This window comes from Pseudomonas sp. LB3P93 (assembly GCF_054898025.1).
This window is the reverse complement of the sequence record NZ_CM142713.1, coordinates 5,875,242-5,900,453: the sequence shown is the minus strand read 5'-3', so window position 1 is coordinate 5,900,453 and position 25,212 is coordinate 5,875,242. Positions and strand designations below refer to the sequence as shown.

At 59.1% G+C, this 25,212-nt stretch carries 20 protein-coding genes; 8 read left to right on the top strand and 12 right to left on the bottom strand.

The window, feature by feature from the left end:
- Window positions 1-23: 23 nt before the first annotated feature.
- From ACYZT8_RS27030 to ACYZT8_RS26980, 11 genes are all read right to left on the bottom strand, one after another.
- The gene (locus ACYZT8_RS27030; RefSeq protein WP_461977245.1) at window positions 24-1,253 is read right to left on the bottom strand and encodes a multifunctional CCA addition/repair protein; all 1,230 of its coding nucleotides are present in this window, start codon (window positions 1,251-1,253) and stop codon (window positions 24-26) included.
- 63 nt (window positions 1,254-1,316) lie between these two features.
- A complete protein-coding gene (locus ACYZT8_RS27025; protein WP_461977243.1) occupies window positions 1,317-2,879 on the bottom strand; it encodes a SpoVR family protein in 1,563 nt (520 codons plus the stop codon).
- Window positions 2,876-4,147, bottom strand: a complete 1,272-nt coding sequence (locus ACYZT8_RS27020; RefSeq protein WP_149416529.1) for a YeaH/YhbH family protein — start codon at window positions 4,145-4,147, stop codon at window positions 2,876-2,878. The genes ACYZT8_RS27025 and ACYZT8_RS27020 overlap by 4 nt, the downstream gene beginning before the upstream one ends.
- A 204-nt stretch (window positions 4,148-4,351) precedes the next feature.
- Window positions 4,352-6,274: a PrkA family serine protein kinase gene (locus ACYZT8_RS27015; RefSeq protein ID WP_140671623.1), complete on the bottom strand. Its 1,923-nt coding sequence runs from the start codon at window positions 6,272-6,274 to the stop codon at window positions 4,352-4,354.
- 296 nt (window positions 6,275-6,570) lie between these two features.
- Window positions 6,571-6,900: a thiosulfate sulfurtransferase GlpE gene (glpE, locus tag ACYZT8_RS27010; RefSeq protein WP_461977240.1), complete on the bottom strand. Its 330-nt coding sequence runs from the start codon at window positions 6,898-6,900 to the stop codon at window positions 6,571-6,573.
- A gap of 33 nt (window positions 6,901-6,933) precedes the next feature.
- Complete coding sequence (locus ACYZT8_RS27005) at window positions 6,934-7,815, bottom strand: symmetrical bis(5'-nucleosyl)-tetraphosphatase (protein WP_461977238.1); 882 nt, start codon at window positions 7,813-7,815, stop codon at window positions 6,934-6,936.
- Window positions 7,815-8,195 carry a Co2+/Mg2+ efflux protein ApaG gene (apaG, locus tag ACYZT8_RS27000; RefSeq protein WP_461977236.1) on the bottom strand — a complete coding sequence of 127 codons (381 nt, stop codon included), beginning with the start codon at window positions 8,193-8,195 and terminating at the stop codon, window positions 7,815-7,817. Before apaG ends, ACYZT8_RS27005 begins: the two co-directional genes overlap by 1 nt.
- Window positions 8,196-8,317: 122 nt before the next feature.
- Window positions 8,318-9,136 carry a 16S rRNA (adenine(1518)-N(6)/adenine(1519)-N(6))-dimethyltransferase RsmA gene (gene rsmA / locus ACYZT8_RS26995; protein ID WP_461977234.1) on the bottom strand — a complete coding sequence of 273 codons (819 nt, stop codon included), beginning with the start codon at window positions 9,134-9,136 and terminating at the stop codon, window positions 8,318-8,320.
- Window positions 9,133-10,122, bottom strand: coding sequence for a 4-hydroxythreonine-4-phosphate dehydrogenase PdxA (pdxA, locus tag ACYZT8_RS26990; RefSeq protein ID WP_461977232.1), 990 nt, complete (start codon window positions 10,120-10,122; stop codon window positions 9,133-9,135). Before pdxA ends, rsmA begins: the two co-directional genes overlap by 4 nt.
- Entirely contained in the window at window positions 10,119-11,435 is a 1,317-nt protein-coding gene (gene surA / locus ACYZT8_RS26985; protein WP_461977230.1) for a peptidylprolyl isomerase SurA, read from the bottom strand. Before surA ends, pdxA begins: the two co-directional genes overlap by 4 nt.
- A complete protein-coding gene (locus ACYZT8_RS26980) occupies window positions 11,416-14,214 on the bottom strand; it encodes an LPS-assembly protein LptD (RefSeq protein ID WP_461977228.1) in 2,799 nt (932 codons plus the stop codon). The genes surA and ACYZT8_RS26980 overlap by 20 nt, the downstream gene beginning before the upstream one ends.
- Window positions 14,215-14,344: 130 nt before the next feature.
- Between ACYZT8_RS26980 and ACYZT8_RS26975 the strand changes: the two genes are divergently transcribed.
- The 3 genes from ACYZT8_RS26975 to ACYZT8_RS26965 are packed head-to-tail and all read left to right on the top strand — an operon-like array spanning window position 14,345 to window position 16,801.
- Window positions 14,345-15,364 carry an aminoglycoside phosphotransferase family protein gene (locus ACYZT8_RS26975; protein WP_461977226.1) on the top strand — a complete coding sequence of 340 codons (1,020 nt, stop codon included), beginning with the start codon at window positions 14,345-14,347 and terminating at the stop codon, window positions 15,362-15,364.
- The gene (gene murU / locus ACYZT8_RS26970) at window positions 15,361-16,032 is read left to right on the top strand and encodes an N-acetylmuramate alpha-1-phosphate uridylyltransferase MurU (protein WP_461977224.1); all 672 of its coding nucleotides are present in this window, start codon (window positions 15,361-15,363) and stop codon (window positions 16,030-16,032) included. Before ACYZT8_RS26975 ends, murU begins: the two co-directional genes overlap by 4 nt.
- Window position 16,033: 1 nt before the next feature.
- A complete protein-coding gene (locus ACYZT8_RS26965) occupies window positions 16,034-16,801 on the top strand; it encodes a TerB family tellurite resistance protein (RefSeq protein WP_461977222.1) in 768 nt (255 codons plus the stop codon).
- A gap of 136 nt (window positions 16,802-16,937) precedes the next feature.
- Here the strand turns inward: ACYZT8_RS26965 and ACYZT8_RS26960 are convergent, their stop codons facing one another.
- Window positions 16,938-17,930, bottom strand: coding sequence for an alpha/beta hydrolase family protein (locus ACYZT8_RS26960; protein ID WP_461977220.1), 993 nt, complete (start codon window positions 17,928-17,930; stop codon window positions 16,938-16,940).
- A 73-nt stretch (window positions 17,931-18,003) separates the two neighbouring features.
- Here ACYZT8_RS26960 and ACYZT8_RS26955 point away from each other — a divergent pair, with 73 nt between their 5' ends.
- From ACYZT8_RS26955 to ACYZT8_RS26935, 5 genes are all read left to right on the top strand, one after another.
- Window positions 18,004-20,400, top strand: a complete 2,397-nt coding sequence (locus ACYZT8_RS26955) for a PAS domain-containing sensor histidine kinase (protein ID WP_461977218.1) — start codon at window positions 18,004-18,006, stop codon at window positions 20,398-20,400.
- 169 nt (window positions 20,401-20,569) lie between these two features.
- Window positions 20,570-21,199 carry a response regulator gene (locus tag ACYZT8_RS26950; RefSeq protein WP_003210977.1) on the top strand — a complete coding sequence of 210 codons (630 nt, stop codon included), beginning with the start codon at window positions 20,570-20,572 and terminating at the stop codon, window positions 21,197-21,199.
- Between the two features lie 344 nt (window positions 21,200-21,543).
- Window positions 21,544-22,668, top strand: coding sequence for an ABC transporter ATP-binding protein (locus ACYZT8_RS26945; protein ID WP_461977216.1), 1,125 nt, complete (start codon window positions 21,544-21,546; stop codon window positions 22,666-22,668).
- A gap of 48 nt (window positions 22,669-22,716) precedes the next feature.
- Window positions 22,717-23,760, top strand: a complete 1,044-nt coding sequence (locus ACYZT8_RS26940) for an ABC transporter substrate-binding protein (RefSeq protein WP_461977214.1) — start codon at window positions 22,717-22,719, stop codon at window positions 23,758-23,760.
- Between the two features lie 198 nt (window positions 23,761-23,958).
- A complete protein-coding gene (locus tag ACYZT8_RS26935; RefSeq protein ID WP_134420430.1) occupies window positions 23,959-25,206 on the top strand; it encodes an ABC transporter permease in 1,248 nt (415 codons plus the stop codon).
- The last annotated feature ends 6 nt before the right edge of the window (window positions 25,207-25,212 follow it).

The following is a 25,212-nucleotide window of genomic DNA, read 5'->3' as shown; positions in this document are numbered from 1 at the left end:
GCGAGGCTTGCCCGCGAAGCTTTTCAGGCTGACGACGCCTCTTTGTAGACCTTCAGCGCCTTCAGCCGCTCGCGCTTGATCGCCTCACCCAGCTCCGGCCCCTTGAATCCTTTCTCCAGCAACGGCTGTACCGCTACGCTCCGGGTCGCCGTCGCCGCCCCGCGCAAATAACCCGCCTGTGGATAACTTCTCTCTTCCAGCCCTTTCCGTCCCCGCGCGTCCATCTCACACGCCGCAATGAACTCTTCAAACCGCTGTGGTCGACGGTAAACGTCAAAACTCTGCAGCAACTCCAGCAACGTCGAGGGCTTCAGCTCCAGGGCACGGTGGCCATGCGTGTGATATTGGCCCACCAGTAATGCCAGCTCCTGACAATCCTTCGGTGCCTTGAAGCGTTCGTTGACCGCTTTGATCAGCTTCAGGCCCGTGTGTTCATGGGCGATGTGCCGTGGCCACTCTTCCTCGGGGGTCAATCCTTTGCCCAGATCATGCAGCAGGCACGCCCAGCGCACGGTCAGCGGTTGTTTATGCAGCGCGGCTTGTTCGAGCACGCTCAGGGTGTGCACGCCCGTGTCGATTTCCGGGTGATGGATTTCCGGTTGTGGCACGCCGAACAGGGCGTCGACTTCCGGCATCAACACCTTGAGCGCTCCGCATTCACGCAGCACCTCGATGAACACCTGTGGCTGATCTTCCATCAGCGCACGGGAAATCTCTTTCCAGCTGCGTTCCGCCGTCAATGCCTCCAGTTCGCCTGACTCACTGAGTTGGCGCATGAGCTCCATTGTTTCAGGCGCGACGGTGAAACCCAGTCCGGCATAGCGGGCTGCAAAGCGGGCAACGCGCAAAACTCTGAGCGGATCTTCGGCGAACGCGGGGGAAACGTGGCGAAGCAGGCGAGCTTCAAGGTCGCGCTGGCCGTGATAAGGATCGGTCAGGTTTTGCTGATCGTCTTCGGCCATGGCGTTGATCGTCAGGTCGCGACGGATCAGGTCTTCTTCGAGGGTGACTTCAGGGCTGGCGTGAAAGGTAAAGCCGCCGTAACCGCGTCCGCTTTTGCGTTCGGTACGGGCGAGGGCATATTCCTCACCGCTCTTGGGGTGAAGAAATACCGGGAAGTCAGCACCCACGGGGCGATAGCCCAAGGAGAGCATTTCTTCAGTGGTCGCACCAACCACGACCCAGTCGATATCGGTGACAGGCTTGCCCAGCAGGCGATCGCGTACCGCACCGCCGACTTTATAAATCCGCATAAAAAACCTCCATTAGTCCGACAGAATAACCGTTGCGTCGAACTTGCGGAGGCAGAAACAGGATCAAAGATGGATGACAGCCAAGTCCAACCGGCCGTAATCCCCCTCGGCGTGTTCACTTCTGGGTGGAACGTGATGGACTTTCATGATCTGGTCGCCTTGCAGGGTTTCCAGGTGAATGTCGAAGCCCCAGAGGCGATGCAGGTGTTTGAGCACTTCCTCGGTGGACTCGCCCAGTGGTTTGCGGTCATGTTGCTGATGACGCAGGGTTAGAGAGCGGTCGCCGCGTCGATCGATGCTGTAAATCTGAATATTGGGTTCGCGATTGCCGAGGTTGTACTGGGCCGCCAGGGTTTCACGGATAGTCCGGTAGCCCGGCTCATCGTGAATGGCCGGCACCAGCAGATCGTCCTTCTGGTCGTCATCGAGAATGCTGAACAGCTTCAGGTCGCGGATCACCTGGGGTGACAGGTATTGGAGGATGAAACTCTCATCCTTGAAGCTGCTCATGGCGAACTTGATGCTCGATAGCCAGTCGGTGCCGGCAATCTCAGGGAACCAGCGGTAGTCCTCTTCGGTTGGGTGTTCACACATGCGCCGGATGTCCCGGTACATGGCAAAACCCAGGGTGTAGGGATTGATGCCGTTGTAGTAGGGGCTGTCGAAGCCGGGTTGATAGACCACGCTGGTATGAGACGTCAGAAACTCCATCATGAAGCCGTCGGTGACCAGGCCTTCGTCATACAGGTCGTTCATTAGCGTGTAGTGCCAGAACGTGGCCCACCCTTCGTTCATCACCTGCGTCTGACGCTGTGGATAAAAGTACTGGGCGATCTTGCGCACTATCCGCACGATTTCCCGCTGCCATGGCTCCAGCAGCGGCGCGTGTTTTTCGATGAAATACAGGATATTTTCCTGAGGTTCGGCGGGGAAGCGCGCGTTGTCTTTGTCGCTGTATTTGTCCGCGCCTTTTGGAATGGTCCGCCACAGATCGTTGATCTGCTTCTGCAAATGCTCTTCCCGATCCTTCTGCCGACGGCGTTCTTCTTCAGCCGATATCGGATAGGGGCGCTTGTAGCGATCGACTCCGTAGTTCATCAGCGCATGGCAGGAATCCAGCAGATCCTCGACCGCGTCGATGCCATGGCGCTCTTCGCACTGCATGATGTACTGCTTGGCGAAGACCAGGTAATCGATGATCGAACTGGCATCGGTCCAGGTGCGGAACAGGTAATTACCCTTGAAGAAACTGTTGTGGCCGTAGCAGGCGTGAGCAACCACCAGCGCCTGCATGCAGATGGTGTTTTCTTCCATCAGGTACGCGATGCACGGGTCGGAGTTGATCACGATCTCGTAGGCCAGCCCCATCTGCCCACGGCTGTAGGACTTCTCCGTGCTGAGGAAGTGTTTGCCGTAGGACCAATGGTGATAACCCAGCGGCATGCCGACGGAGGCGTAGGCGTCCATCATCTGCTCGGCGGTGATCACTTCAATCTGGTTGGGATAGGTATCCAAGGCATAACGAGCCGCCAGACGACTGATTTCTTTGTCGTAGGCCTGGATCAGCTCGAACGTCCATTCGGAGCCGGTGGAAATGGGTTGGCGCTTCTGCTCTTTGGCGGTCATGTCACTAACCTGCGCTGGAAGAGTTCACGGAAGACCGGATAGATATCCCCGGCCGAGACCAGTTGCTGCTGGGCAAAAGTGTCAGAGAAGGCTTCGGCAATGCGTTCGTACTCGAACCACAGGGCCTGGTGTTCGCGCGGGGTAATCTCAACGTAAGTGTAGTACTGCACGAACGGCATGATCTGGTTGATCAGAATATCGCGGCAAATCGGCGAGTCGTCGTTCCAGTTGTCGCCGTCGGACGCCTGGGCTGCGTAGATATTCCATTCATTGCTCGGATAACGCTCGGCCATGATCTCCTGCATCAGTTTCAAGGCGCTGGAGACGATGGTGCCGCCGGTTTCACGAGAGTAGAAGAACTCTTCCTCATCCACTTCGCGGGCGCTGGTGTGGTGGCGGATGAACACGACGTCGATCTTGTCGTAGTTACGCTTGAGAAACAGGTACAGCAGGATGAAGAAGCGCTTGGCGATGTCCTTGGTCGCCTGGGTCATGGAGCCGGACACGTCCATCAGGCAGAACATCACTGCTTTGGAGCTTGGGTTCGGCTGCTTGATGAGCAGGTTGTACTTGAGGTCAAAGGTGTCGAGAAACGGTACGCGATGGATACGCGCACTGAGTTTTTCGATTTCTGCTTCGATTTCCTGAATATCGCCGAAGTTATCCGGCTCATCCCGCTTGAGTCGCAGCAGTTCGTCTTTGGCTTCGCGCAATTTTGCCCGGCTGCTGCCGGACAGGGCGATCCGCCGGGCATGGGCCGAGCGCAGGGTTCGGATGATGTTGATTCGCGACGGATTACCTTCGTTGCTGATACCCGCGCGCACGGTCTTGAAGGTGTCGGTGCCGGTCAGGTTGCGCTTGACCAGGTTCGGCAGTTCAAGGTCCTCGAACATGAATTCGAGAAATTCTTCCTGGGTAATCTGGAAGACGAACTCGTCCATTCCTTCGCCCGAATTGCCGGCCTTGCCTGGACCTCTGCCGCCGCCACCTCCGGGTGGGCGCGCGATGTGCTCTCCGCTGGTGAATTCCTTGTTGCCGGGGTGCACGACCGTCTGCTTGCCACCGCGTCCGTGGTGAAGCACCGGCTCGTCGATGTCGCGGCCGGGGATGCTGATCTGTTCGCCGTGTTCCATATCGGTAATGGAACGCCGACTGACCGCCTCTTCGACGGCTTTCTTGATGTGATCACGATAACGCCGCAGAAACCGCTGACGGTTCACCGTGCTCTTGTTCTTGCCATTGAGACGTCGGTCGATCACATAGCTCATGACTGCTCCTTAGAAGCTGTCCTGAAAGGGGCGAGCGGTTATGCAGCATCGTGCCGAGTGCCAAGGGATGTTCACGCTCCCCCAAGCGCTTTGGATGCTGCCTGAACCTCGCTACCGACTTTCGAACACCTTCCAGAGGTCTGTGTAACAGAAAATGCGTAAACAGGCCTCTGGCTGACGACAACCGGTCTGACCGGCAGCGGGTTACTGGGATTTTCTGACCCGCAGGTACCACTCGGACAGCAGTCGTACCTGTTTGTCGGTGTAGCCCCGCTCGACCATCCGTGTGACGAAGTCGTTGTGCTTCTGCTGATCCTCTTTGCTGGCCTTGGCGTTGAAGCTGATGACCGGCAGGAGGTCCTCGGTGTTGGAGAACATTTTCTTCTCGATGACCACCCGCAGTTTTTCGTAGCTGAGCCAGGTCGGGTTCTTGCCATTGTTGTTGGCCCGGGCGCGCAGGACGAAATTGACGATTTCGTTGCGGAAATCCTTCGGATTGCTGATACCGGCCGGTTTTTCGATTTTCTCAAGCTCTTCGTTCAGCGCAACGCGGTTGAGGATTTCGCCGGTTTCCGGATCGCGGTATTCCTGATCCTGAATCCAGAAGTCGGCGTACAGCACGTAGCGATCGAAGATGTTCTGGCCGTACTCGCTGTAAGACTCGAGGTAGGCAGTCTGGATCTCCTTGCCGATGAATTCGATATAACGCGGTGCCAGGTATTCCTTGAGGAAGCGCAGATACCGTTCGCGGGTCTCGGCCTGGAATTGTTCCTGTTCGATCTGTTGTTCCAGCACATAGAGCAAGTGCACCGGGTTGGCGGCGATCTCGTGCGGATCAAAGTTGAAGACCTTGGACAGGATCTTGAACGCAAACCGGGTCGACAGACCGTTCATGCCCTCGTCCACACCGGCGTTGTCGCGGTATTCCTGGATCGACTTGGCTTTCGGGTCGGTGTCCTTGAGGTTCTCGCCGTCATACACACGCATCTTGGAGTAGATGTTGGAGTTTTCCGGCTCCTTGAGGCGTGAGAGCACGGTGAACTGGGCGAGCATTTTCAGGGTGTCAGGCGCGCAATGGGCCTTGGCCAGGGAGCTGTTGAACAGAAGCTTGTCGTAGATCTTCACTTCGTCGCTGACCCGCAGGCAGTACGGCACTTTGACGATGTAGATCCGGTCGATGAAGGCTTCGTTGTTCTTGTTGTTACGGAAGGTGTGCCATTCCGATTCGTTGGAGTGAGCCAGCAGGATCCCGGTAAACGGAATCGCCCCGAGGCCTTCGGTACTGTTGTAGTTACCTTCCTGGGTAGCGGTCAGCAATGGGTGCAGCACCTTGATCGGCGCCTTGAACATTTCGACGAATTCCATCAGGCCCTGGTTGGCCCGGCACAGAGCGCCCGAGTAGCTGTAGGCGTCGGCGTCGTTCTGTGGGTATTCCTCCAGTTTGCGGATATCGACCTTGCCCACCAGCGCCGAGATGTCCTGGTTGTTTTCATCGCCCGGTTCGGTCTTGGCCACTGCGATCTGATTGAGGATCGATGGATAGAGTTTCACCACGCGGAACTGGCTGATGTCGCCGCCGAATTCGGCCAGGCGCTTGGTGGCCCATGGCGACATGATGGTATTGAGGTAGCGCCGTGGAATGCCGAAGTCTTCTTCGAGGATCGCGCCATCTTCAGTGGCGTTGAACAGACCCAGCGGCGATTCGAATACCGGCGAGCCCTTGATCGCGTAGAAGGGCACTTTCTCGATCAGCTGTTTCAGCTTCTCGGCCAGGGACGATTTACCGCCACCGACGGGGCCGAGCAGATAGAGGATTTGTTTCTTCTCTTCCAGGCCCTGAGCGGCATGGCGGAAATACGACACAATCTGGTCAATGCATTCTTCCATCCCGTGGAAGTCTTCAAAGGCCGGATAGCGGCGGATCACCTTGTTGGAGAAGATTCGCGACAGTCTCGAGTTGGCCGAGGTGTCGAGCAGCTCCGGTTCTCCGATGGCCAGCAATAGACGCTCGGCGGCGGAGGCGTAGGCGCTGCGGTCCTGTTTGCACAGCTCAAGATACTCTTGCAGCGAGAGTTCTTCCTGGCGTGTGGACTCGAAGCGTTGTTGGAAGTGGCTAAAGATACTCATGACGTCACCTCGCTCGATACGTGGAGCCGACGCCGGATCATTCAGTCGATGCTGGCAGCAACCGGATATGCAGTTGCTGTTTACCCCCCAGAACTCTTTCAGAGCTGACTACCCCGAAAGCTACTCCCGATGACCCGCGCGCCGGTGTACCGGCTCTCCCCTGTTTTGGATGGCCTGCGCTTAAGGATAGTTGGGAATTCGGGAGGTAAAGGCGAGATACGTAATTAGTTGTGGCAGACCGTTCGTCTGCCACCGCGCGAGCCCACGGGGGCCGGGGCTTGCACGTTACAAAAAAATTATTCGGACGTGCCTTGCGCCGTTTCCGCAGGATAAGTCGTGCGCCACAGCTCAAAACCGCCATCCATGCTGTACACGTCGGAGAAGCCCTGGCTGATCAGGTAAGCGGCGGCACTCTGGCTGGAGTTACCGTGATAGCAGACCACTACCGTAGGGGCATCAAGGTCGGCGGCGCGGATGAAATCGGAAATGGAAACGTTGTCCAGATGCTTGGAGCCGCTGATGTGCAGCGCGGCATAAGTAGCAGGGTCGCGGACATCGACCACCACTGCGCCTTGTTCGCGCAGGGCTTGTGCCTGTTCTGGGGGGATGCGTTTGAATTCGCTCATGGCGGGCTCCTGTGGCTCGGCTGAAAGCGCAGTCTAGCGCTGGGCGCTGGCTGACGTTTGTTCGGGGATGGAGGGGGTGACTGGCGGTAGGGTGTTGCCATGTTCGTCGCATTTGCACAGCAGGCGTTCACCGGTGTCGACGTTCATCAGGGTCATGGAGCCCCCCCAGACACATCCGGTGTCGAGCGCGAAGACGTCTGGCTCATCACACTGGCCTTCGAGTGCCGCCCAGTGGCCGAAGATGATCTTCAGGCCCTTGGTCTTGCGATCCTTGTGCTTGAACCACGGCGCATAACCCGGCGGGGCGGTGTCGATACCTTCTTTGCCCTTGAGGTCGAGTTTGCCCTCGCTGGTACAGAAGCGCATGCGGGTGAAATAGTTGGTGATCACGCGCAGGCGGGTCACGCCTTTGAGGTCGTTGTCCCATTTCACCGGTTCGTTGCCGTACATGCCGTCAAGGTAGGCCGGGAAGCGGTTGTCGTCGCGCAGGGCTTCTTCGACTTCTGCTGCGCATTTCAAGGCTTTGCGCAGCGACCACTGTGGCGGGATACCGGCATGGACCAGGGCAATGTTGCGCTGTTCGTCGTAGTGCATGAGCTTTTGCTGACGCATCCACTCCAGCAGTTCCGGGCGATCGGGTGCGTCGAGAATCTCGCGCAGGGTATCGGCTTTCTTCAAGCGTTCAATGTTCTGCCCGGCCGCCAACAAATGCAGGTCATGGTTGCCGAGTACGCACACCAGCGATTCGCGAATGCTATAGAGGAAGCGCAAAGTTGCCAGCGACTGCGGGCCACGGTTGACCAGATCGCCCACCAGCCACAGATGATCCTTTGCAGGGTCGAAGGAGACTTGTTTGAGCAGGCACTGCAGCGGCTCAAGGCAGCCTTGAAGGTCACCGACGGCGTACGTCGCCATTAGTGCAGGGCTCCGGGCACCGCCAGGCGGAAAGGAGCGATGATGGCGTCAAAATGTTTGCCGTCGTCAGCGACCATCTCATAAGTGCCTTGCATCGTGCCGACCTTGGTGGTCATGACGGTGCCGCTGCTGTAAGTGTGGTTTTCACCGGCCTGGATCAATGGCTGCAAGCCCACGACACCCGCACCCTTGACCTCCTCGACATGCCCGTCACCGTCGGTGATCACCCAGTGCCGGGAAAGCAGTTTGGCCGGCAGCTCGCCATTGTTGTGCACGGTAATGGTGTAGGCGAAGGCAAAGCGGTTGTGCTCGGGTTGCGATTGTTCTGCCAGATAGCGGGTGACGACGCTGACGTCGACCTGATAACGAGGATCGGACATGCAAGAGGCCTTAAAAACGAAGCGGGACGCGGGGCGTAGCTGATTGAATCAGTCTAGGCCAAGTATCGGGTAGTAAACCAGACATGAGGGCTGGTGTCCTACCCGATCACGCTCGCCAACTGTCAGTCAGCGGCAGGGGATTGCAGGACTTGTTCGCTGAGCTTGTCGGCCAGGCGCACGAAGGCGGCGAGGTCGAGCTGCTCTGGACGAAGGCTGCCGTCGACACCGGCGGCGGTGATTTCGTCATTGCTCAGCAGCAATTTGAGGGTGTTGCGCAGGGTCTTGCGGCGCTGGTTGAAGGCTTCGCGCACGACACGTTCCAGCAGCTTGTGATCCTTGGCCGGGTGCGGCAACACCGTATGAGGCACCAGGCGCACGATAGCCGAATCGACTTTCGGAGGCGGATTGAACGCGCCCGGGCCAACGTTGAACAGATGCTCAACCCGGCAGTGGTACTGAACCATGATCGACAGGCGACCCCAGTCGCCGCCGCCAGGACCTGCCGCCATGCGCTCCACCACTTCCTTTTGCAGCATGAAGTGCATGTCGCGAATCAGGCTGGCGTTATGCAGCAAGTGGAAAATCAGCGGCGTAGAGATGTTGTACGGCAGGTTACCGACAACCCGAAGGCTGCCAGGTGCTGCGTTCAGGCTGTTGAAGTCGAACTTCAGCGCGTCACCCTGATGCAGGTTGAAGTTGCTCTTGCCGGCAAACTGCTGATTGAGGATCGGGATCAGGTCCTTGTCCAGCTCCACCACGTCCAGTTGCGCGCCGCTGCCCAGCAGGCCTTGGGTCAATGCACCCTGGCCCGGGCCGATTTCCAGCAGGCGGTCTTCGGGCTTGGCGTGGATGGAGCGCAGGATACGGTCGATAACGCCAGCATCGTGCAGAAAGTTCTGGCCGAAACGCTTGCGCGCCCGGTGTTGGTAATGCTCGGTCATAAACGGGTCTCGGCCATCTGGTAGGCGGTTTCCAGGGCGACTTGGAGGCTGCCGGTGTCGATTTTGCCGCTGCCGGCCAGATCCAGGGCAGTGCCGTGGTCGACCGACGTGCGGATGATCGGCAAGCCCAAGGTCACGTTGACTGCCGCGCCGAAGCCTTTGTATTTCAGCACAGGCAGGCCCTGGTCGTGGTACATCGCCAGCACCGCGTCGCAGTGCTCCAGATATTTGGGGGTAAACAGAGTGTCGGCGGGCAGGGGGCCACGAAGGTCCATGCCCTCACTGCGCAGGCGCTCTAATGTAGGTTCGATGATGTCGATTTCTTCATGGCCCAGGTGTCCGCCTTCACCGGCGTGCGGGTTTAGCCCGCAAACCAGGATACGTGGCTGGGCGATGCCGAACTTTTGTTGCAAGTCTGCGTGCAGAATACGTGTGACCCGTTCCAGACGCTCCGGCGTGATCGCGTCGGCAATCTCTCGAAGGGGCAGGTGGGTGGTGACCAGCGCCACGCGCAAGCCGCGGGTGGCAAGCATCATCACCACTTGTGCGGTATGGGTCAGGTCAGCAAGAAATTCGGTGTGCCCGGAGAAGGCAATTCCGGATTCATTGATCACGCCCTTGTGCACAGGGGCGGTAATCATGCCGGCGAAATGCCCGTCGAGGCAGCCTTGGCCCGCACGGGTCAGGGTTTCCAGAACGAAAGCCGCATTGGCCTTGTCCAGTTGCCCGGCGGTGACCGGTGCATTAAGCGGGGTATCCCAGACATACAAGCTGTTGGCGGGTGCCGGAGCATCCGGCCAGCTGTCCGGAGCAACCGGGAGTAAATCGACGACCACGCCCAGCTGCGCGGCCCGCTCGAGGAGCAGGTCGCGGCTGGTAATGGCAATCAGGGGATGTGGCTGGGCTTGCGAGGCAAGCAGCAGGCACAGGTCAGGACCTATGCCGGCCGGTTCGCCGGGTGTCAGCGCGAAACGCTTGGGTTTCACTGCGCTGCCTGGTCTGCACCAGGGAGTTTGATCTCTACGTACGCTTCGTCACGGATCTGACGCAGCCAGGTTTGCAGCTCTTCGTCGTATTTGCGGTTACGCAGTACGGTCATCGCTTGCTGCTCACGGGCCTGGGTGGTGCTGTCGGTGGCGCGACGGCCAAGGACTTCCAGTACGTGCCAGCCGTATTGGGTCTGGAACGGCTTGGACAGCTGACCTTGCGGGGTCTTGGCCATCACTTCGCGGAACTCAGGCACCAATGCGTTCGGGTCGATCCAGTTCAGGTCGCCACCGTTGAGGGCGGAACCCGGATCTTCCGAGAAGCTTTTCGCCAGTTCGCTGAAATCTTCGCCCGCTTCGATTCGGGTGTAGAGCGATTCAGCCAGGGCTTTGGTTTTTGCTTCGTCGCGGATCGGGCTAGGTTTGACCAGAATATGACGCACGTGCACTTCGTCACGCGTCTGGGTTTCACCGCCACGCTTGTCGAGGATCTTGAGGATGATGAAGCCGCCCGGCGTACGCATTGGCTGGGTAATGTCGCCAACGGTCATGGTGCTCAGCATGCGATCGAACGGAGGAGGTAGTTGAGCGGCTTTACGCCAGCCCATGTCGCCGCCTTCCAGTGCGGTTTCGCTGGCGGATTTGGCGATTGCCAACTGACCGAAGTCAGCGCCTTGCTTGAGCTGCTGGTAAACCGCATCAGCCTGTTTGGCTGCGTTCTGAATCGCGTCGGAGTTGGCGCTTTCCGGCGTAGGAATCAGGATGTTGGCCAGACGGAATTCTTCCGACAGCTGCATTTTGCCGAGGTCGGAAGCGAGGAAGTTCTTCACTTCCTGTTCAGACACCTGGATGCGCTCCGCCACACGACGCTGACGCACACGGCTGATGATCATTTCGCGGCGAATCTGTTCACGGGCGTCGTCGTAAGACAGACCGTCGCGAGTCAGGGCGGCACGGAATTGTTCAATCGACATGTTATTGCGCTGGGCAATGGTGCCAACGGCCTGGTTCAGTTCTTCATCGGTAATGCGGATGCCGGAACGCTCGCCGATCTGCAGTTGCAGGTTTTCGACGATCAGGCGCTCAAGCACCTGCTGATCCAGCACGCCGGCCGGCGGCAACGCAGCGCCGCGTTTGGCGATGGTTTGCTGAACTTCATGAACGCGCTGGTCCAGTTGGCTCTGCATGACCACGTCGTTGTCGACAATGGCCACCACTTTATCGATGGACTGTACCGCGGCGTTGGCCGCGGTACCCAGGAACAGCGCGCCCAGCACTAGCGGGCGCAGACAATCAGAAAGCTTGGTCTTCACGTGCACGATAACCTTGAATGCCTTTGTCGAGGAAACTCTCTACTTTGGCGCCGGTAAGGCCGCCGAGTCCCTTCAGAACGATTTGTAGGAAGATGCCATGGTCGCCTTTTTCGTTTTCCGGGGCGTCTTGGCTGAATTCGTCGTAATCGACGAAGTAGCGGTTGATCAAGCGCAGTTTCCAGCAGCAGTTGTCGTACTCGAAACCACCGAAGGCTTCCAGGGTACGGTTACGGTTGTAGTCATACTGCCAGCGACTGATGAGGTTCCATTGCGGCACGATCGGCCACATCACCGAGAAGTCGTGCTGTTGAATCTTGTAGTAGTCCTTCACGAAGCCAGGTTGACCTTCGACCCCGTAGTCGCCACCGCCCACGGCCCATTTACCCGTGTTCTGGTCGTAACGGACCTGGTCGTTGCGATAGCGATAGCCGGCGTTGATGATCTTGTTCGGATTATCTTCAGGCTGGTAATGGAACATTGCGCTGCCCGAACGAGGGCTGCGGCTGTCCGGGTCCCAGTTGTAGTCCGCCGTGGCTCGCCAGTCGCGGTTGAAACGGAAAGAATATTCCAGCGCATATGGCGACACATTGGAGTGCGCATCGTCGCGGGTTTTTGCATCAATACCTGGCAACTGGACTTCACGATCCTTTAAGTACAAGGCCTGACCGACGCTGATGGTTTGACGTTCGAAACCGTTGTCTTCAATCCAGCGACTGGTGATGCCCAGGGAGAGCTTGTTCTCATCACCCACGCGATCGGAGCCCGAGAACCGGTTGTCACGGAACAACGACGAGTAGTTGAAGGTGTATTCGCTAGTATCGAAAACCGGAATGTCTTCCTGATCTGTTTCAGGGACATACAGGTAGAACAGGCGAGGTTCGAGCGTCTGGCGATAATTTTTACCGAACCATTGGGTATTGCGGTCGAAATACAGGCCGCTATCAATACTTGCAATCGGCACACCACGGTTTTGGTTGCTACCGAAGGTTCCGTTGAGCTTGTTTTGCTCTGCGGTCTGTGCGGCGATCTGGCTTTTGCCGATCCCGTCCAGATCCAGTTGGTACTGCGTGTACTGGTACTTCAGAGATGGCTTCAAGAAGCCATAACTGGCATTCATCGGATAGCTGACAACTGGGGCGACATTCAGGCGATCACCGGTAGCACGTGCCAACCCGGTAACGTTCCTGTCGAGTCGCGGCGTTACATTGCCATCTTCGTCGGTAAAATTCCCGTTTTTCAGGTCTCGGTCAAACCGCACGAGTTCCGTGTTATAGGAGAAATCAAGACCGCCAGGGTGGTACGGTAGCGCACCGTTGAAGGTGATCTGCGGCAGGCGGTCGTACGGAGTGACGTTGGAAACGGTCGCCAGCTGATAGGCGTGGGCATTGAGTCGAGCCGTGTAGTTGTCTCCACGGTACGTAACGGAACCCTGCTGGTTCACGTAATCTTCGCCTTTCACCCCAATCTGGTCGGTCTGCAGATCCTGGAAATAATACGGATCGCTGATCTTGGTGTAATCGACTTGCGTGTAAACGCGCGAATCGAGGCCACCCTTGTGCTGCCAGTTATACATGTAGCGGTTTTTCTGGTAGTCGGTCTGCTTGCTGCGATCGGTGTCTTCGTCGTTGAGGTACGCAGCACCGAACTGACCTTCGCTGGACGGGGTCAGGTAGCGGAACTCGCCTTCCATCAACAGGCCGTGCTTGCCCATGTAGCGCGGATACAACGTGGCATCGTAGTTTGGTGCCAGGTTGAAGTAGTACGGGGTCACCAGCATGAAGCCGGTATCGCTGCCGGTGCCGATAGTCGGCGGCAGGAAGCCGGACTGGCGACGGTCGTCGATCGGGAAATAGATGTACGGCGTGTACAGGACAGGAATGTCCTTGACCCGCAGTGTCACGTTGGTCGCGGTACCGAAGCCGGTCGCCGGGTTCAAGGTGATGTTGTTGCCCTTGAGCTGCCAGGCGTTGCTGTTCGGTTCGCACGTGGTGTACGTACCATCCTTGAGGCGGATGATCGCGTTCTCAGCACGTTTGGCATACAGCGCGTTACCGCGGATACGGGATTTGTGCATCACGTATTCGGCGTTATCAACCTTGGCTTCACCGGTATCGAGCTGCACGTCGGCGTGGTCGCCCACGATCAGCGCGCCGTTGTCACGAATACGCACGTTACCGCTCAGTTCGCCACGGCTCTCGGCCTGGTAAAGATTCGCTTCGTCGGCTTCGACCTGCATGCTGCCCTGGCGCATGACGACGTCACCAGCCAGGGTCGCGACTTGCTCTTCCTGCTTATAGCGGGAGGCTTTCGCGCCGATAAAGGTCGGTGCGTCACTTTTATCCGTCTTGTCATTCATGCCAGGACGAATCGGTTCGATATAGGAACCAGAGCAGTAAGGGCCGGTCTCGGCCAGTTGCGCCGCCGTGAGGTTCTCGCGCGGAACCCAGTCGAGGTGACTGTAGTCTGCACTACGCGACTTCAGGCCGCGGCCTTTGGACTCGGTAACCAGAACAGGCTTGGCGCCGGTGTCTTCACTGGTGCCATTCTCGGTCGCAGGTTCGCCGGTGGCGGAAACTGCGCTGCCGTCATGGACGGGACGCGGTGGCAATGCCGCCGCTGGCGCTTTTGGCGCACAGTCCCAGGCACCCGAAGCAGAGACTGAGCAGTCATACTGTTCCGCGGCGACCACGAATGAAGTGGCTAGAGGTTGAAGGGCCAGCAGACTGCCGGTAACCAACAACGGAAATTTTTTACGAAACGCGGGGGATTTCAATGCCATCTTATTAGTCCGGGCTTCCTGCGTGCCATCTGCCCGCGGTGTGGGCCGCACGCCTCTCGATGGTCTGAAAAAGATGCTGGATAATAAAGCATGACCCGCTTGACGGCTAGCGCCGTCGGAGACCCTTGCAATGCCTGACCAAGATGTACGTTTGCAACACCTGAAAGTTTGGCTCGATGAGCAATTGGCAACCCTCTTTGCAGAACAAGGTTGGGGCGCCGTACCCCCGGCCACATTGACCGCGGCCAGTAGCGATGCGAGTTTTCGACGCTATTTCCGATGGGAAGGCGAGGGCCGAAGTTTCGTCGTGATGGACGCTCCACCGCCCCAGGAAAACTGCAAACCCTTCGTGGATATCGCTTTTTTGCTGGCGAAATCCGGAATAAATGTTCCGAAAATTTATGCCGAAGACCTCGAGCGCGGTTTTCTTTTGCTCAATGACCTTGGCAACAAGACTTATCTGGACGTAATCGACAGCGAAAACGCCGACGATTTGTTCAAGGATGCCCTGCAAGCATTGCTGGCTTTTCAACAGTTGCCGATGGTTGCACCGCTGCCAAGTTATGACGTGGCATTGCTGCGTCGCGAGCTGGAACTGTTCCCCGAGTGGTACGTGAAACGCGAGCTGGGCATCGAGTTTGATTCGGCGCAGCAGATGCTCTGGCAGAACGTAACCGAGCTGCTGATCGACAGCGCCCTGGCCCAGCCAAAAGTGCTGGTGCATCGCGACTACATGCCGCGCAACCTGATGCTCAGCGAACCGAACCCGGGCGTGCTGGATTTCCAGGACGCGGTCTATGGCCCGGTGACGTACGACGTGACCTGCCTGTTCAAGGACGCCTTCCTCAGTTGGCCCGAGGAGCGTGTGCGTGCATGGCTGGAAAACTACTGGCAGCAAGCCGGCGATCTCGGTATTCCCGTGCAGCCTGATCTTGAAGACTTCCTGCGGGCCAGCGACCTGATGGGCGTGCAGCGTCATCTGAAAGTGATCGGCATCTTTGCCCGTATCTGCCATCGCGACGGTAAGCCGCGTTACCTGGCCGATGTGCCGCGCTTCTTTGCTTATATAGAAGCGGTGGTCGCCCGCCGCCCTGAACTGGCTGAGCTGGATGTGTTGCTGCTGAGTCTGCGTGCTGGAGCCCATGCATGAAGGCGATGATTCTGGCGGCCGGCAAAGGCGAGCGCATGCGCCCGCTGACCCTGACCACACCAAAACCGCTGGTTCGTGCCGGCGGCGTGCCTCTGATCGAGTACCACTTGAAAGCCCTGGCGATCGCCGGGTTTACCGAGATCGTGATCAATCACGCCTGGCTCGGTCAGCAGATCGAAAGTTACCTGGGTGACGGTTCGCAGTACGGCGTGCGTATCCAGTACTCAGCAGAAGGTGAGCCACTGGAAACCGGTGGAGGGATCTTCCGTGCTTTGCCGTTGCTGGGCGATGAGGCTTTTCTGGTGGTCAATGGTGACATCTGGACTGACTACGACTTCAGCGTGCTGCATCAACCCATCGCCGGGTTGGCGCACTTGGTGCTGGCGGACAACCCGGCCCATCACCCGACCGGCGATTTCACGCTGGCCGACGGGCAAGTGCGTGACGGTCAGCCGGACACCGCAAATCTGACCTACAGCGGCATTGCCGTGCTGCATCCGCAGTTGTTCGATGGTTGTTCGGCCGGTGCCTTCAAGCTGGCTCCGTTGCTGCGCAAAGCCATGGCCGATGGACAAGTAACCGGCGAACGCCTGAATGGACACTGGGTGGATGTCGGCACGCACGAACGCCTGGCTGAAGTTGAAACCTTGATAGAAGCGAGACGCTGACATGCTGTGGCCAGGGACTCTGATTGGAGCCGGAGCGGGCTTTGCCATAGCCAGCATTCCGGGGGCCATGCTCGGCGCTTTGTTGGGACAGGCGCTGGATCGGCGATTGCACCTGCAAAGCTGGGGGCATTTGCGTGAAAAGCTCGGCGGTCGCCCGATGCTGCGCAACGATGAGCTGTTGTTCGTGTTGCTGGGGCGGTTGGCCAAGAGCGATGGGCGAGTGGGGGAGGGACATATCCTGCAGGCACGTCAGGAAATGCATTCGCTGGAAATGACCGAGCCGGCAAAGCGTCGGGCGATTGCTGCATTCAATCGCGGCAAGTCAGGCAACGACCGGTTGCGCGGCTATCTGCGGCGCTTGAGTGCTCAGCCGCATGCAGCGGAAGGTGTACTGCGCGCGTGTTGGCGGATGGTTTGGGCCGATGGCCGCGCGGGCAATGCCGAGCGTGAACTGATTGCGCAATGGGGCAAGTGGCTGGGCTGGACGCGGCATCAGGTGCAGGCGCTGGCGGCGGACTATGAGCCGCATCTGCGGCCGCAAGTCAGCACTGCGCTGACTTATCAAGAGGCACTGCGGCTTTTGGGCGTGTCGGCGACCAGCGAGCCGGCGCAGATCAAGCGTGCCTATCGACGCCTGCTGAGTCGCCATCACCCGGACAAGATTGCCGGAACCGGGGCGACGGCGTTGCAGGTGCGTGAGGCGACTGACAAGACTCGCGAACTGCATACGGCCTACACGTTGATTCGTGAGCGGCGGGATTTTCGATAGGGAGTGTTGTGCGGCCTGTCAGGCCGCCATCGCGGGCAAGCCACGCTCCCACAGATTTTGTGTCGGTAGCATAAATTGCGTACGACTCGAATCCTGTGGGAGCGTGGCTTGCCCGCGATGGCCGTGATGTGGTCTATCAGTCCGCCGCATTCTGCGGATTCAACCACCCGCGCACCCGGCGCACCAGTTGCTCTTGCTCGGCCTTGGCATTGCCGGGCAACGCCTTGAGCGAAACCTGGCTGAACGCCGAAGCCTTCAAGCGCTTGCTGGCCTGCATCCGTTCCAGCGCTGCGTTGCGATCCAGCGGCTTATCCATGTAGAAAATATCGACGGTCGGCAGCTTCAACGTTGGCGTCAATTGCGCCAGGTCGGGTTTCGCCGCAGCGGGCGTCTGCACCGCCACCATCACAAACTTCTCCACTTGCGACGGCTGCTTCTCGCTCAGGTAACGCGCGGCCCAATAAGCACCGGTGCCATGCCCCAGCACGACGATGCTGCGAGCGCTTTGCTGTTCGGCATACGCGATGGCCGCATCGATGCGCGCAAATATACGATCGGCGTCGGCCTTGGACTGCTCCTCGGTGGTTTCGGCGATGGCCTTGTCGGCAACTTCCGCTTCACCACCGGCCGCTTGCTCGATGGGTGCTGCCGTGGTCGAGTCCTTGCTGCCGGTTTCCGGCGCCTTGAGCGTTGGCGGCATTTCCACGACGCGGGGCGCAATGGCATCGCTTTGCAGGTCCGGCAAGGTGATACTCAGGCTGCTCCACTTCGCGTCGGGCAATTTATTACGCAACGGGCCGATTGCTTGCGGCCAGTCAACGGTTTCACCGGCGCCCGGGATGATAATCACCGCGCCTTTGGGCTCGGCGGTATTGGCCGGTTTCCACAAAGCCAGAAAGGTGTCGGCGCCGGCTTGCAGTTGTTGCTGTTCCTGCGCAGGGATTTGTCGCTCAAGTGCTGTCGCTTCTTCCTGACTACGCTCAAGCAGTGGCTGGCGTTCGACCGGTTTTTCTTCCGCGGGTTTTTCCGCAGCGGCAGGTGCCGGGTCGGCCGCCTCGACGGAAAAGGCGCAAGGCAGGATCAGCGACAGGCACAATGCTGGCAGTGCCAGGCGGTAGACAGGGGGCATCGGATATTCCAGGCCAGAAGTTATTCCGGCAGCCTAATGGGTTGGTCAGTATTTGTCAGTGTGTGAGACTTCAATGATGCGTTTTCGCTGCCTGTGGGTTATCGGCTGTTTGTGGTTTCCCTTGATGAGTTGGGCGGCTTCCGCGCCACCGACGCACGTCGCGCCCTTGTCGCCCAAGCAACAACAGTGGCTGGCAGACCATGGCGAATTGCGCGTGGGGCTGGTGTTGCAAGCGCCTTACGCGCAATACGATCGCCGCTTGCAGCGCTTGTCCGGGGTTAACGTCGAGTTGATGAAATGGCTGGCCAAGGCCCTCAAGGTCGAGCTGAGCTGGCGTAATTTCCCTGACCTTGAGCAACTGGAAGCTGCCGCACGCGAGGGTGAAATCGACATCGCCCCCGGGCTGACCCAAACTCCCGCCGGCCTGCGACTCTGGCAATTCTCCGACCCCTACATGCGGGTGCCGCAATTGGTGGTCAGCGATCAGAAAAGCACTGGTGTAGTGGAGCTGGAAAAACTCGACAGCCAAACCCGCGTCGCTGTGCGCATGCCCAGTGCGACGGCCGACTATCTGCGCGGCAACTATCCCCATCTGAACCTGCAAGGCGTCCCGATGGAGCGCCAGGCACTGCAGCTATTGCTGAGCCAGCAGGCCGGTTACGCCGTGGTCGATGAAGCGCAATTGGGGCGCTTGTCCGTAGAGCCTGAGTTCGCCGGGCTGGTCGTGGTGGGCGATATCGGCCTGCCGCAATTGCTGCGTGTGGCCACGCGCCGGGACCAGCCGGAACTGGCCGGCATCGTTGAAAGCGCACTGCGGGCGATCCCGGCCAAGGACCTGGAGCACCTGCACAACCAATGGCTGCAACCCAAGTATCCGCGCCTGACCGAATCCCCGGGATTCTGGCAAAACCTCTGCCTGCTGATGGTGGTGGTGACGCTGAGCAGCATGGCCATCGTGTTCTGGCAACGCCGCCAGCAGCACAGCCTGGAGCAGCGTCTATTGGCGGCGCGTGAGGACATTGCCCTGCGCGAGGCCAGTGAAGAGGCGTTGCGCCTGACGCAGTTTTCCATCGATCAGAGCACCGTCGGCATCCTTTGGGTCAACTGGGACAGTCACGTGCGCTACGCCAACCGCGCGGCTGAAACCATGCTCGGTTATCCGGCCGGTGCAATCATTGATCGGCCGTTGATCGACTTCGAACCGGGCCTGCACATGGACCGCTGGCTGAACCTGTGGAAGCGCGCCCGGGCCAGCGAAGAAGGGCCGCAAAGTTTCGAAACCAATTGCGTGCGAGCGGATGGCAGCATCTTGCCAACCGATGTTTCGTTGAGCTTTATGCGCTTTCGCGGAGGGGAGTATCTGGTGGTCTACCTCAACGACGTCACTGAGCGTCGTCGCGCCCTGGCTGCGTTGCAGGAAAGCGAAGCCCGGTTGCAGGGGATTGCCGCCAACGTCCCGGGATTAGTCTTTCGCCTGGAGCGGGCGCCGGTGACAGGGCAGATCGACTTTGCCTACATCAGTGAAGGCAGCGAGAGTCTGGTGGGTTACTCGCCGGCGACCCTGGCCCATCGCGACAAAGGCCTGCGCAGCCTGGTGCATCCGGATGACAAGGCCAGTTATCACCAGACTCAGGACCATGCGCTGGATACGGACAGTGACTGGTCGTGGCAGGGGCGGATACTCACGCGTTCGGGCGAGCAACGCTGGGCCGAGATCAAGGCCATCACCCGTCGGCTCGAAGACGGCGCTTATGTCTGGGACGGGATTGTCTGGGACATCAGCGAGAGCAAGCGCATCGAACTTGAACTGGCCAGTTCCCGTGAGCAACTGCGTGAGCTGTCCGCTCACCTGGAGAGCGTGCGGGAAGAGGAAAAAGCGCGCATCGCCCGGGAAGTTCACGACGAGTTGGGTCAGATGTTGACCGTGCTCAAGCTGGAAACCTCCATGTGCGAATTGGCCTACGCCCAGCTCGACCCCGGTCTGAATGAACGCTTGAACAGCATGAAACGCCTGATCGCTCAGCTGTTCCAGCTGGTGCGTGATGTGGCGACCGCGTTGCGACCGCCGATTCTCGATGCCGGGATCGCCTCGGCCATCGAGTGGCAGGCCCGGCGTTTCGAGGCGCGCACGCAGATTCCGTGTCTGGTGCAGGTGCCGGAGAATCTGCCGGTGCTCAGTGATGCCAAGGCGATTGGACTGTTCCGGATTCTTCAGGAAGCGCTGACCAATGTCATGCGGCATGCCCAGGCGCATACTGTCGAACTGACATTGGCGCTGGAAGGCGACGAGTTGTGTCTGACGGTCAGCGATGATGGCGTAGGATTTGTTCCTGCCACCGGTAGGGCAACATCTTTCGGGGTGGTTGGCATGCGTGAGCGGGTGTTGATCATGGGCGGGCAGTTGTCGCTGGAGAGTGAGCCGGGGGAGGGCACGACGTTGAGTGTGCGGGTGCCGGTAGATGAGGCCTGAGGTATTTGTGGTGTCTGTACTGACGCCTTCGCGGGCAAGCCCGCTCCCACAGGTTCTTGGGTAAATTCACAGATAGTGATACACCCGAAATCCCTGTGGGAGCAGGCTTGCTCCGGGCGGCGTTCCGACGATAGATCTTGGCTCTGACATAAGAAGAATGGAGAAGACTGTGATCCGTGTACTGGTAGCCGAAGACCACACCATCGTCCGTGAAGGCATCAAGCAATTGATTGGCCTGGCCAAGGACTTGCTGGTGGTGGGGGAGGCGAGCAATGGCGAGCAGTTGCTCGAAACCCTGCGGCATGTACCCTGCGAAGTGGTGTTGCTGGATATCTCCATGCCGGGCGTCAATGGCCTGGAAGCGATCCCGCGGATTCGCGCGCTGAACAATCCGCCGGCCATCCTGGTGTTGTCGATGCACGACGAAGCGCAAATGGCCGCCCGAGCGCTGAAGGTCGGCGCTGCCGGTTACGCGACCAAGGACAGCGATCCGGCGCTGCTGCTGACGGCGATCCGCAAGGTCGCGGCGGGCGGGCGTTACATCGACCCGGACCTGGCCGACCGCATGGTCTTTGAAGTTGGCCTGACCGATTCGCGACCGTTGCATTCATTGCTCTCGGAGCGCGAATTTTCGGTGTTCGAACGTCTGGCCCAGGGCGCCAACGTCAACGACATCGCCCAGCAACTGGCCCTGAGCAGCAAGACTATCAGCACCCACAAGGCGCGGCTGATGCAGAAACTCAACATCACCTCCCTGGCTGAACTGGTGAAGTACGCCATGGAACACAAACTCCTCTAAAAACCACCACCGTCCGATTGTGGGAGCGAGCCTGCTCGCGATAGCGGTGTATCAGTCGGTATGGCTTTGCCTGATTCACCGCTATCGCGAGCAGGCTCACTCCCACAGGGATCTCGGTGACATATCCATTTGCGACATCCCTCTAACCTCGCTTTTGTCCGGTTTCGCAGGTCGCAGCTTGAAACTCGCCACTGCCCCTATCCATCCCCGCCATCCTTGTAGGGCAATCCCTACCCCCAACCTTCCATCCGGCTGAGGCGATTCTCTCCTGCGCCCCGATTTGCGTGGCCAGCAGTGTCCACTAGGCTTAGTCCACAGCAGTCATCAACAAAAAAGGTGTGGGTATGAGCCAGGTCGATTCAAACGCAGGGGCCAGCGATATTCTGGTCAGCTTTCGTGGAGTGCAAAAAAGCTACGACGGCGAGAACCTGATCGTCAAAGACCTCAACCTGGAGATTCGCAAAGGCGAGTTCCTCACCTTGCTCGGGCCGTCCGGCTCCGGCAAGACCACCAGTCTGATGATGCTCGCCGGTTTCGAAACGCCGACCGCTGGCGAAATCCAGCTGGCCGGACGCTCCATCAACAACGTGCCGCCGCACAAGCGTGACATCGGCATGGTGTTCCAGAACTACGCACTGTTCCCGCACATGACCGTGGCCGAGAACCTGGCGTTCCCGCTGACCGTGCGCGGTTTGAACAAGAACGATGTCAGCGACAAGGTCAAGAAAGTCCTGAGCATGGTTCAGCTCGACGCCTTCGCCCAACGCTATCCAGCGCAACTGTCTGGCGGTCAGCAACAGCGTGTGGCATTGGCCCGGGCACTGGTGTTCGAGCCGCAGCTGGTGCTGATGGACGAACCCCTCGGTGCACTCGACAAACAACTGCGCGAACACATGCAGATGGAGATCAAACACCTCCATCAGCGCCTCGGCGTGACCGTGGTCTACGTGACTCACGACCAGGGTGAAGCCCTGACCATGTCCGACCGTGTGGCGGTGTTCCACCAAGGCGAAATCCAGCAGATCGCCGCGCCGCGCACCCTCTATGAAGAGCCGAAAAACACCTTCGTCGCCAATTTCATCGGCGAGAACAACCGCCTCAATGGCCGCTTGCACAGTCAGACCGGCGACCGCTGCATCGTCGAACTCGGTCGTGGTGAAAAGGTTGAAGCCCTGGCGGTCAATGTTGGCAAGACCGGCGAGCCCGTCACGCTGTCGATTCGCCCGGAACGCGTGAGCCTCAACGGTTCCAGCGAATCCTGCGTCAACCGCTTCTCAGGGAGGGTGGCGGAATTTATCTATCTGGGCGACCACGTCCGGGTTCGCCTGGAAGTCTGCGGCAAGACCGACTTCTTCGTGAAACAACCGATTGCCGAGCTCGATCCCGCGCTCGCCGTCGGTGATGTGGTACCGCTTGGCTGGCAGGTCGAACACGTTCGCGCGCTCGACCCACTTCTAGAGGCGAATTGATCGCCCCGGCTTCAACAACACCAACCCTGCACGTGGAGAGAACAATAAATGTTGAGATCCCTGAAATTCACCGCTTTGGTCATGGGCATGATCGGTGCGGCACACGCGATGGCGGCGGGCCCGGATTTGACCGTGGTGTCCTTTGGCGGGGCGAACAAGGCAGCGCAGGTCAAAGCCTTCTACGCACCGTGGGAAGCGGCAGGCAACGGCAAGATCGTGGCTGGCGAATACAACGGCGAGATGGCCAAGGTCAAAGCCATGGTCGACACCAAAAGCGTGTCCTGGGACCTGGTGGAAGTTGAATCGCCAGAACTGTCTCGCGGTTGCGACGAGGACATGTTCGAGCAACTTGACCCTGCGCTGTTCGGCAAATCCGAAGATTACGTCAAAGGCGCGATTCAGCCCTGCGGCGTAGGTTTCTTCGTGTGGTCGACCGTGTTGGCCTACAACGCCGACAAGCTGGCCTCCGCACCGACCAGCTGGGTGGATTTCTGGGACACCAAGAAATTCCCGGGCAAGCGCGGCCTGCGTAAAGGCGCCAAGTACACCCTGGAATTCGCTCTGATGGCCGACGGCGTAGCGCCGAAAGACGTCTACAAAGTGCTGGCCGGCAAGGACGGTCAGGACCGTGCGTTCAAGAAACTTGATGAGCTGAAGCCAAGCATTCAGTGGTGGGAAGCCGGCGCACAACCGCCGCAATACCTCGCTTCCGGTGACGTGGTCATGAGCTCGGCCTACAACGGCCGGATCGCTGCCGTGCAGAAAGAAAGCAATCTGAAAGTCGTGTGGAACGGCGGCATCTACGACTTCGACGCATGGGCCATTCCAAAAGGTCTGGACGCCAAGCGCGCCGAAGCGGCGAAGAAATTCATCGCATTCTCGGTGGCTCCGCAGCAGCAGAAGACTTACTCGGAAAACATCGCTTACGGCCCGGCGAACACCCAAGCCGTACCGCTGTTGTCCAAGGATGTCCTGAAAGACATGCCGACCACCCCGGAAAACATCGCCAACCAGGTGCAGATCGACGTCAGCTTCTGGGCTGACAACGGCGAGCAACTGGAGCAGCGCTTCAATTCCTGGGCTGCCAAATAAGCAAGTCACACAGGACGACGGTTCGCCGGATGATCGTTCCCACGCTCCGCGTGGGAATGCCGCCCGGGACGCTCCGCGTCCCTGTGACGCAGAGCGTCACTGGATGCGTTCCCACGCAGAGCGTGGGAACGATCAGTACCAAAAGTTCGAGGTGGAGTTTTCCGCCTCTGTAACGATCAAAGATTTCCGGAGTACGCCATGGCCACCGCCATTCCCCTGAACGCGGGCACTGACCCCACCTTGAAGCAGCGGCTCAAGCACGCCGAGCGGATCAACCGCTGGAAGGCTCAGGCCTTGATCGCGCCCCTGGTGCTGTTTCTGTTGCTGGTGTTCCTGGTGCCAATCGTGGCGCTGCTCTACAAAAGCGTTGGTAACCCGGAAGTGGTCGGCGGCATGCCGCGCACCGTGGCGGCCATCGCCAGTTGGGACGGCCGAGGCCTGCCCGCTGAACCGGTTTACAAGGCAGCCAGCGAAGACCTCGCTGAGGCTCGCAAGAATCAGACCCTGGGCGATCTGTCCAAGCGCTTGAACATGGAGTTGGCCGGCTATCGTAGCCTGCTGACCAAAACCGCCCGCGCCTTGCCGTTCGCCACCGAGCCGGCCTCCTATAAAGAAGCACTGGAAGGCCTCGACGAACGCTGGGGTGACCCGGCCTATTGGCAAGCGGTGCGCCGCAACACCAGCAGCATCACGCCGTACTACTTGCTGGCGGCCGTCGATCACCGCATCGACGACCTCGGTGAAGTCGCCCCGGCCACCCCTGATCAGGCGATCTACCTCGACATCTTCGCCCGCACGTTCTGGATGGGCCTGATCATCACCGTGATCTGCCTGCTGCTGGCGTATCCGTTGGCCTACCTGCTGGCGAACCTGCCATCACGTCAAAGCAACCTGCTGATGATTCTGGTGCTGTTGCCGTTCTGGACCTCGATCCTGGTGCGGGTGGCCGCGTGGATTGTGTTGCTGCAATCCGGCGGGCTTATAAACAGCGGCCTCATGGCGATGGGCATCATCGATAAACCGCTGGAGCTGGTGTTCAACCGCACCGGGGTTTACATCTCCATGGTGCACATCCTGCTGCCGTTCATGATTCTGCCGATCTACAGCGTGATGAAAGGCATCTCGCCGACTTACATGCGTGCCGCGATTTCCCTGGGCTGCCATCCGTTCGCCAGTTTCTGGCGGGTGTACTTCCCGCAGACCTATGCCGGCGTCGGCGCCGGTTGCCTGTTGGTGTTCATCCTCGCCATCGGCTACTACATCACCCCGGCCTTGCTGGGCAGCCCGAACGATCAGATGGTCAGCTACTTCGTCGCCTTCTACACCAACACCAGCATCAACTGGGGCATGGCGACCGCACTCGGTGGGCTGCTGCTGTTGGCGACTGTGGTGCTTTATCTGATTTACAGCTGGCTGGTAGGCGCCAGTCGCCTGCGCCTGAGCTAAGGGGAG

Bases quoted from the DNA above. Each gene is read 5' to 3' on its own strand.
- ACYZT8_RS27030 (WP_461977245.1), bottom strand. From the start codon at position 1,253: ATGCGGATTTATAAAGTCGGCGGTGCGGTACGCGATCGCCTGCTGGGC.
- ACYZT8_RS27025 (WP_461977243.1), bottom strand. From the start codon at position 2,879: ATGACCGCCAAAGAGCAGAAGCGCCAACCCATTTCCACCGGCTCCGAA.
- glpE (WP_461977240.1), bottom strand. From the start codon at position 6,900: ATGAGCGAATTCAAACGCATCCCCCCAGAACAGGCACAAGCCCTGCGC.
- ACYZT8_RS26975 (WP_461977226.1), top strand. From the start codon at position 14,345: ATGCCTGACCAAGATGTACGTTTGCAACACCTGAAAGTTTGGCTCGAT.
- ACYZT8_RS26960 (WP_461977220.1), bottom strand. From the start codon at position 17,930: ATGCCCCCTGTCTACCGCCTGGCACTGCCAGCATTGTGCCTGTCGCTG.
- ACYZT8_RS26965 (WP_461977222.1), top strand. From the start codon at position 16,034: ATGCTGTGGCCAGGGACTCTGATTGGAGCCGGAGCGGGCTTTGCCATA.
- ACYZT8_RS27020 (WP_149416529.1), bottom strand. From the start codon at position 4,147: ATGAGCTATGTGATCGACCGACGTCTCAATGGCAAGAACAAGAGCACG.
- apaG (WP_461977236.1), bottom strand. From the start codon at position 8,195: ATGTCCGATCCTCGTTATCAGGTCGACGTCAGCGTCGTCACCCGCTAT.
- murU (WP_461977224.1), top strand. From the start codon at position 15,361: ATGAAGGCGATGATTCTGGCGGCCGGCAAAGGCGAGCGCATGCGCCCG.
- ACYZT8_RS26945 (WP_461977216.1), top strand. From the start codon at position 21,544: ATGAGCCAGGTCGATTCAAACGCAGGGGCCAGCGATATTCTGGTCAGC.
- ACYZT8_RS26980 (WP_461977228.1), bottom strand. From the start codon at position 14,214: ATGGCATTGAAATCCCCCGCGTTTCGTAAAAAATTTCCGTTGTTGGTT.
- rsmA (WP_461977234.1), bottom strand. From the start codon at position 9,136: ATGACCGAGCATTACCAACACCGGGCGCGCAAGCGTTTCGGCCAGAAC.
- ACYZT8_RS26955 (WP_461977218.1), top strand. From the start codon at position 18,004: ATGATGCGTTTTCGCTGCCTGTGGGTTATCGGCTGTTTGTGGTTTCCC.
- ACYZT8_RS26940 (WP_461977214.1), top strand. From the start codon at position 22,717: ATGTTGAGATCCCTGAAATTCACCGCTTTGGTCATGGGCATGATCGGT.
- ACYZT8_RS26935 (WP_134420430.1), top strand. From the start codon at position 23,959: ATGGCCACCGCCATTCCCCTGAACGCGGGCACTGACCCCACCTTGAAG.
- ACYZT8_RS27005 (WP_461977238.1), bottom strand. From the start codon at position 7,815: ATGGCGACGTACGCCGTCGGTGACCTTCAAGGCTGCCTTGAGCCGCTG.
- ACYZT8_RS27015 (WP_140671623.1), bottom strand. From the start codon at position 6,274: ATGAGTATCTTTAGCCACTTCCAACAACGCTTCGAGTCCACACGCCAG.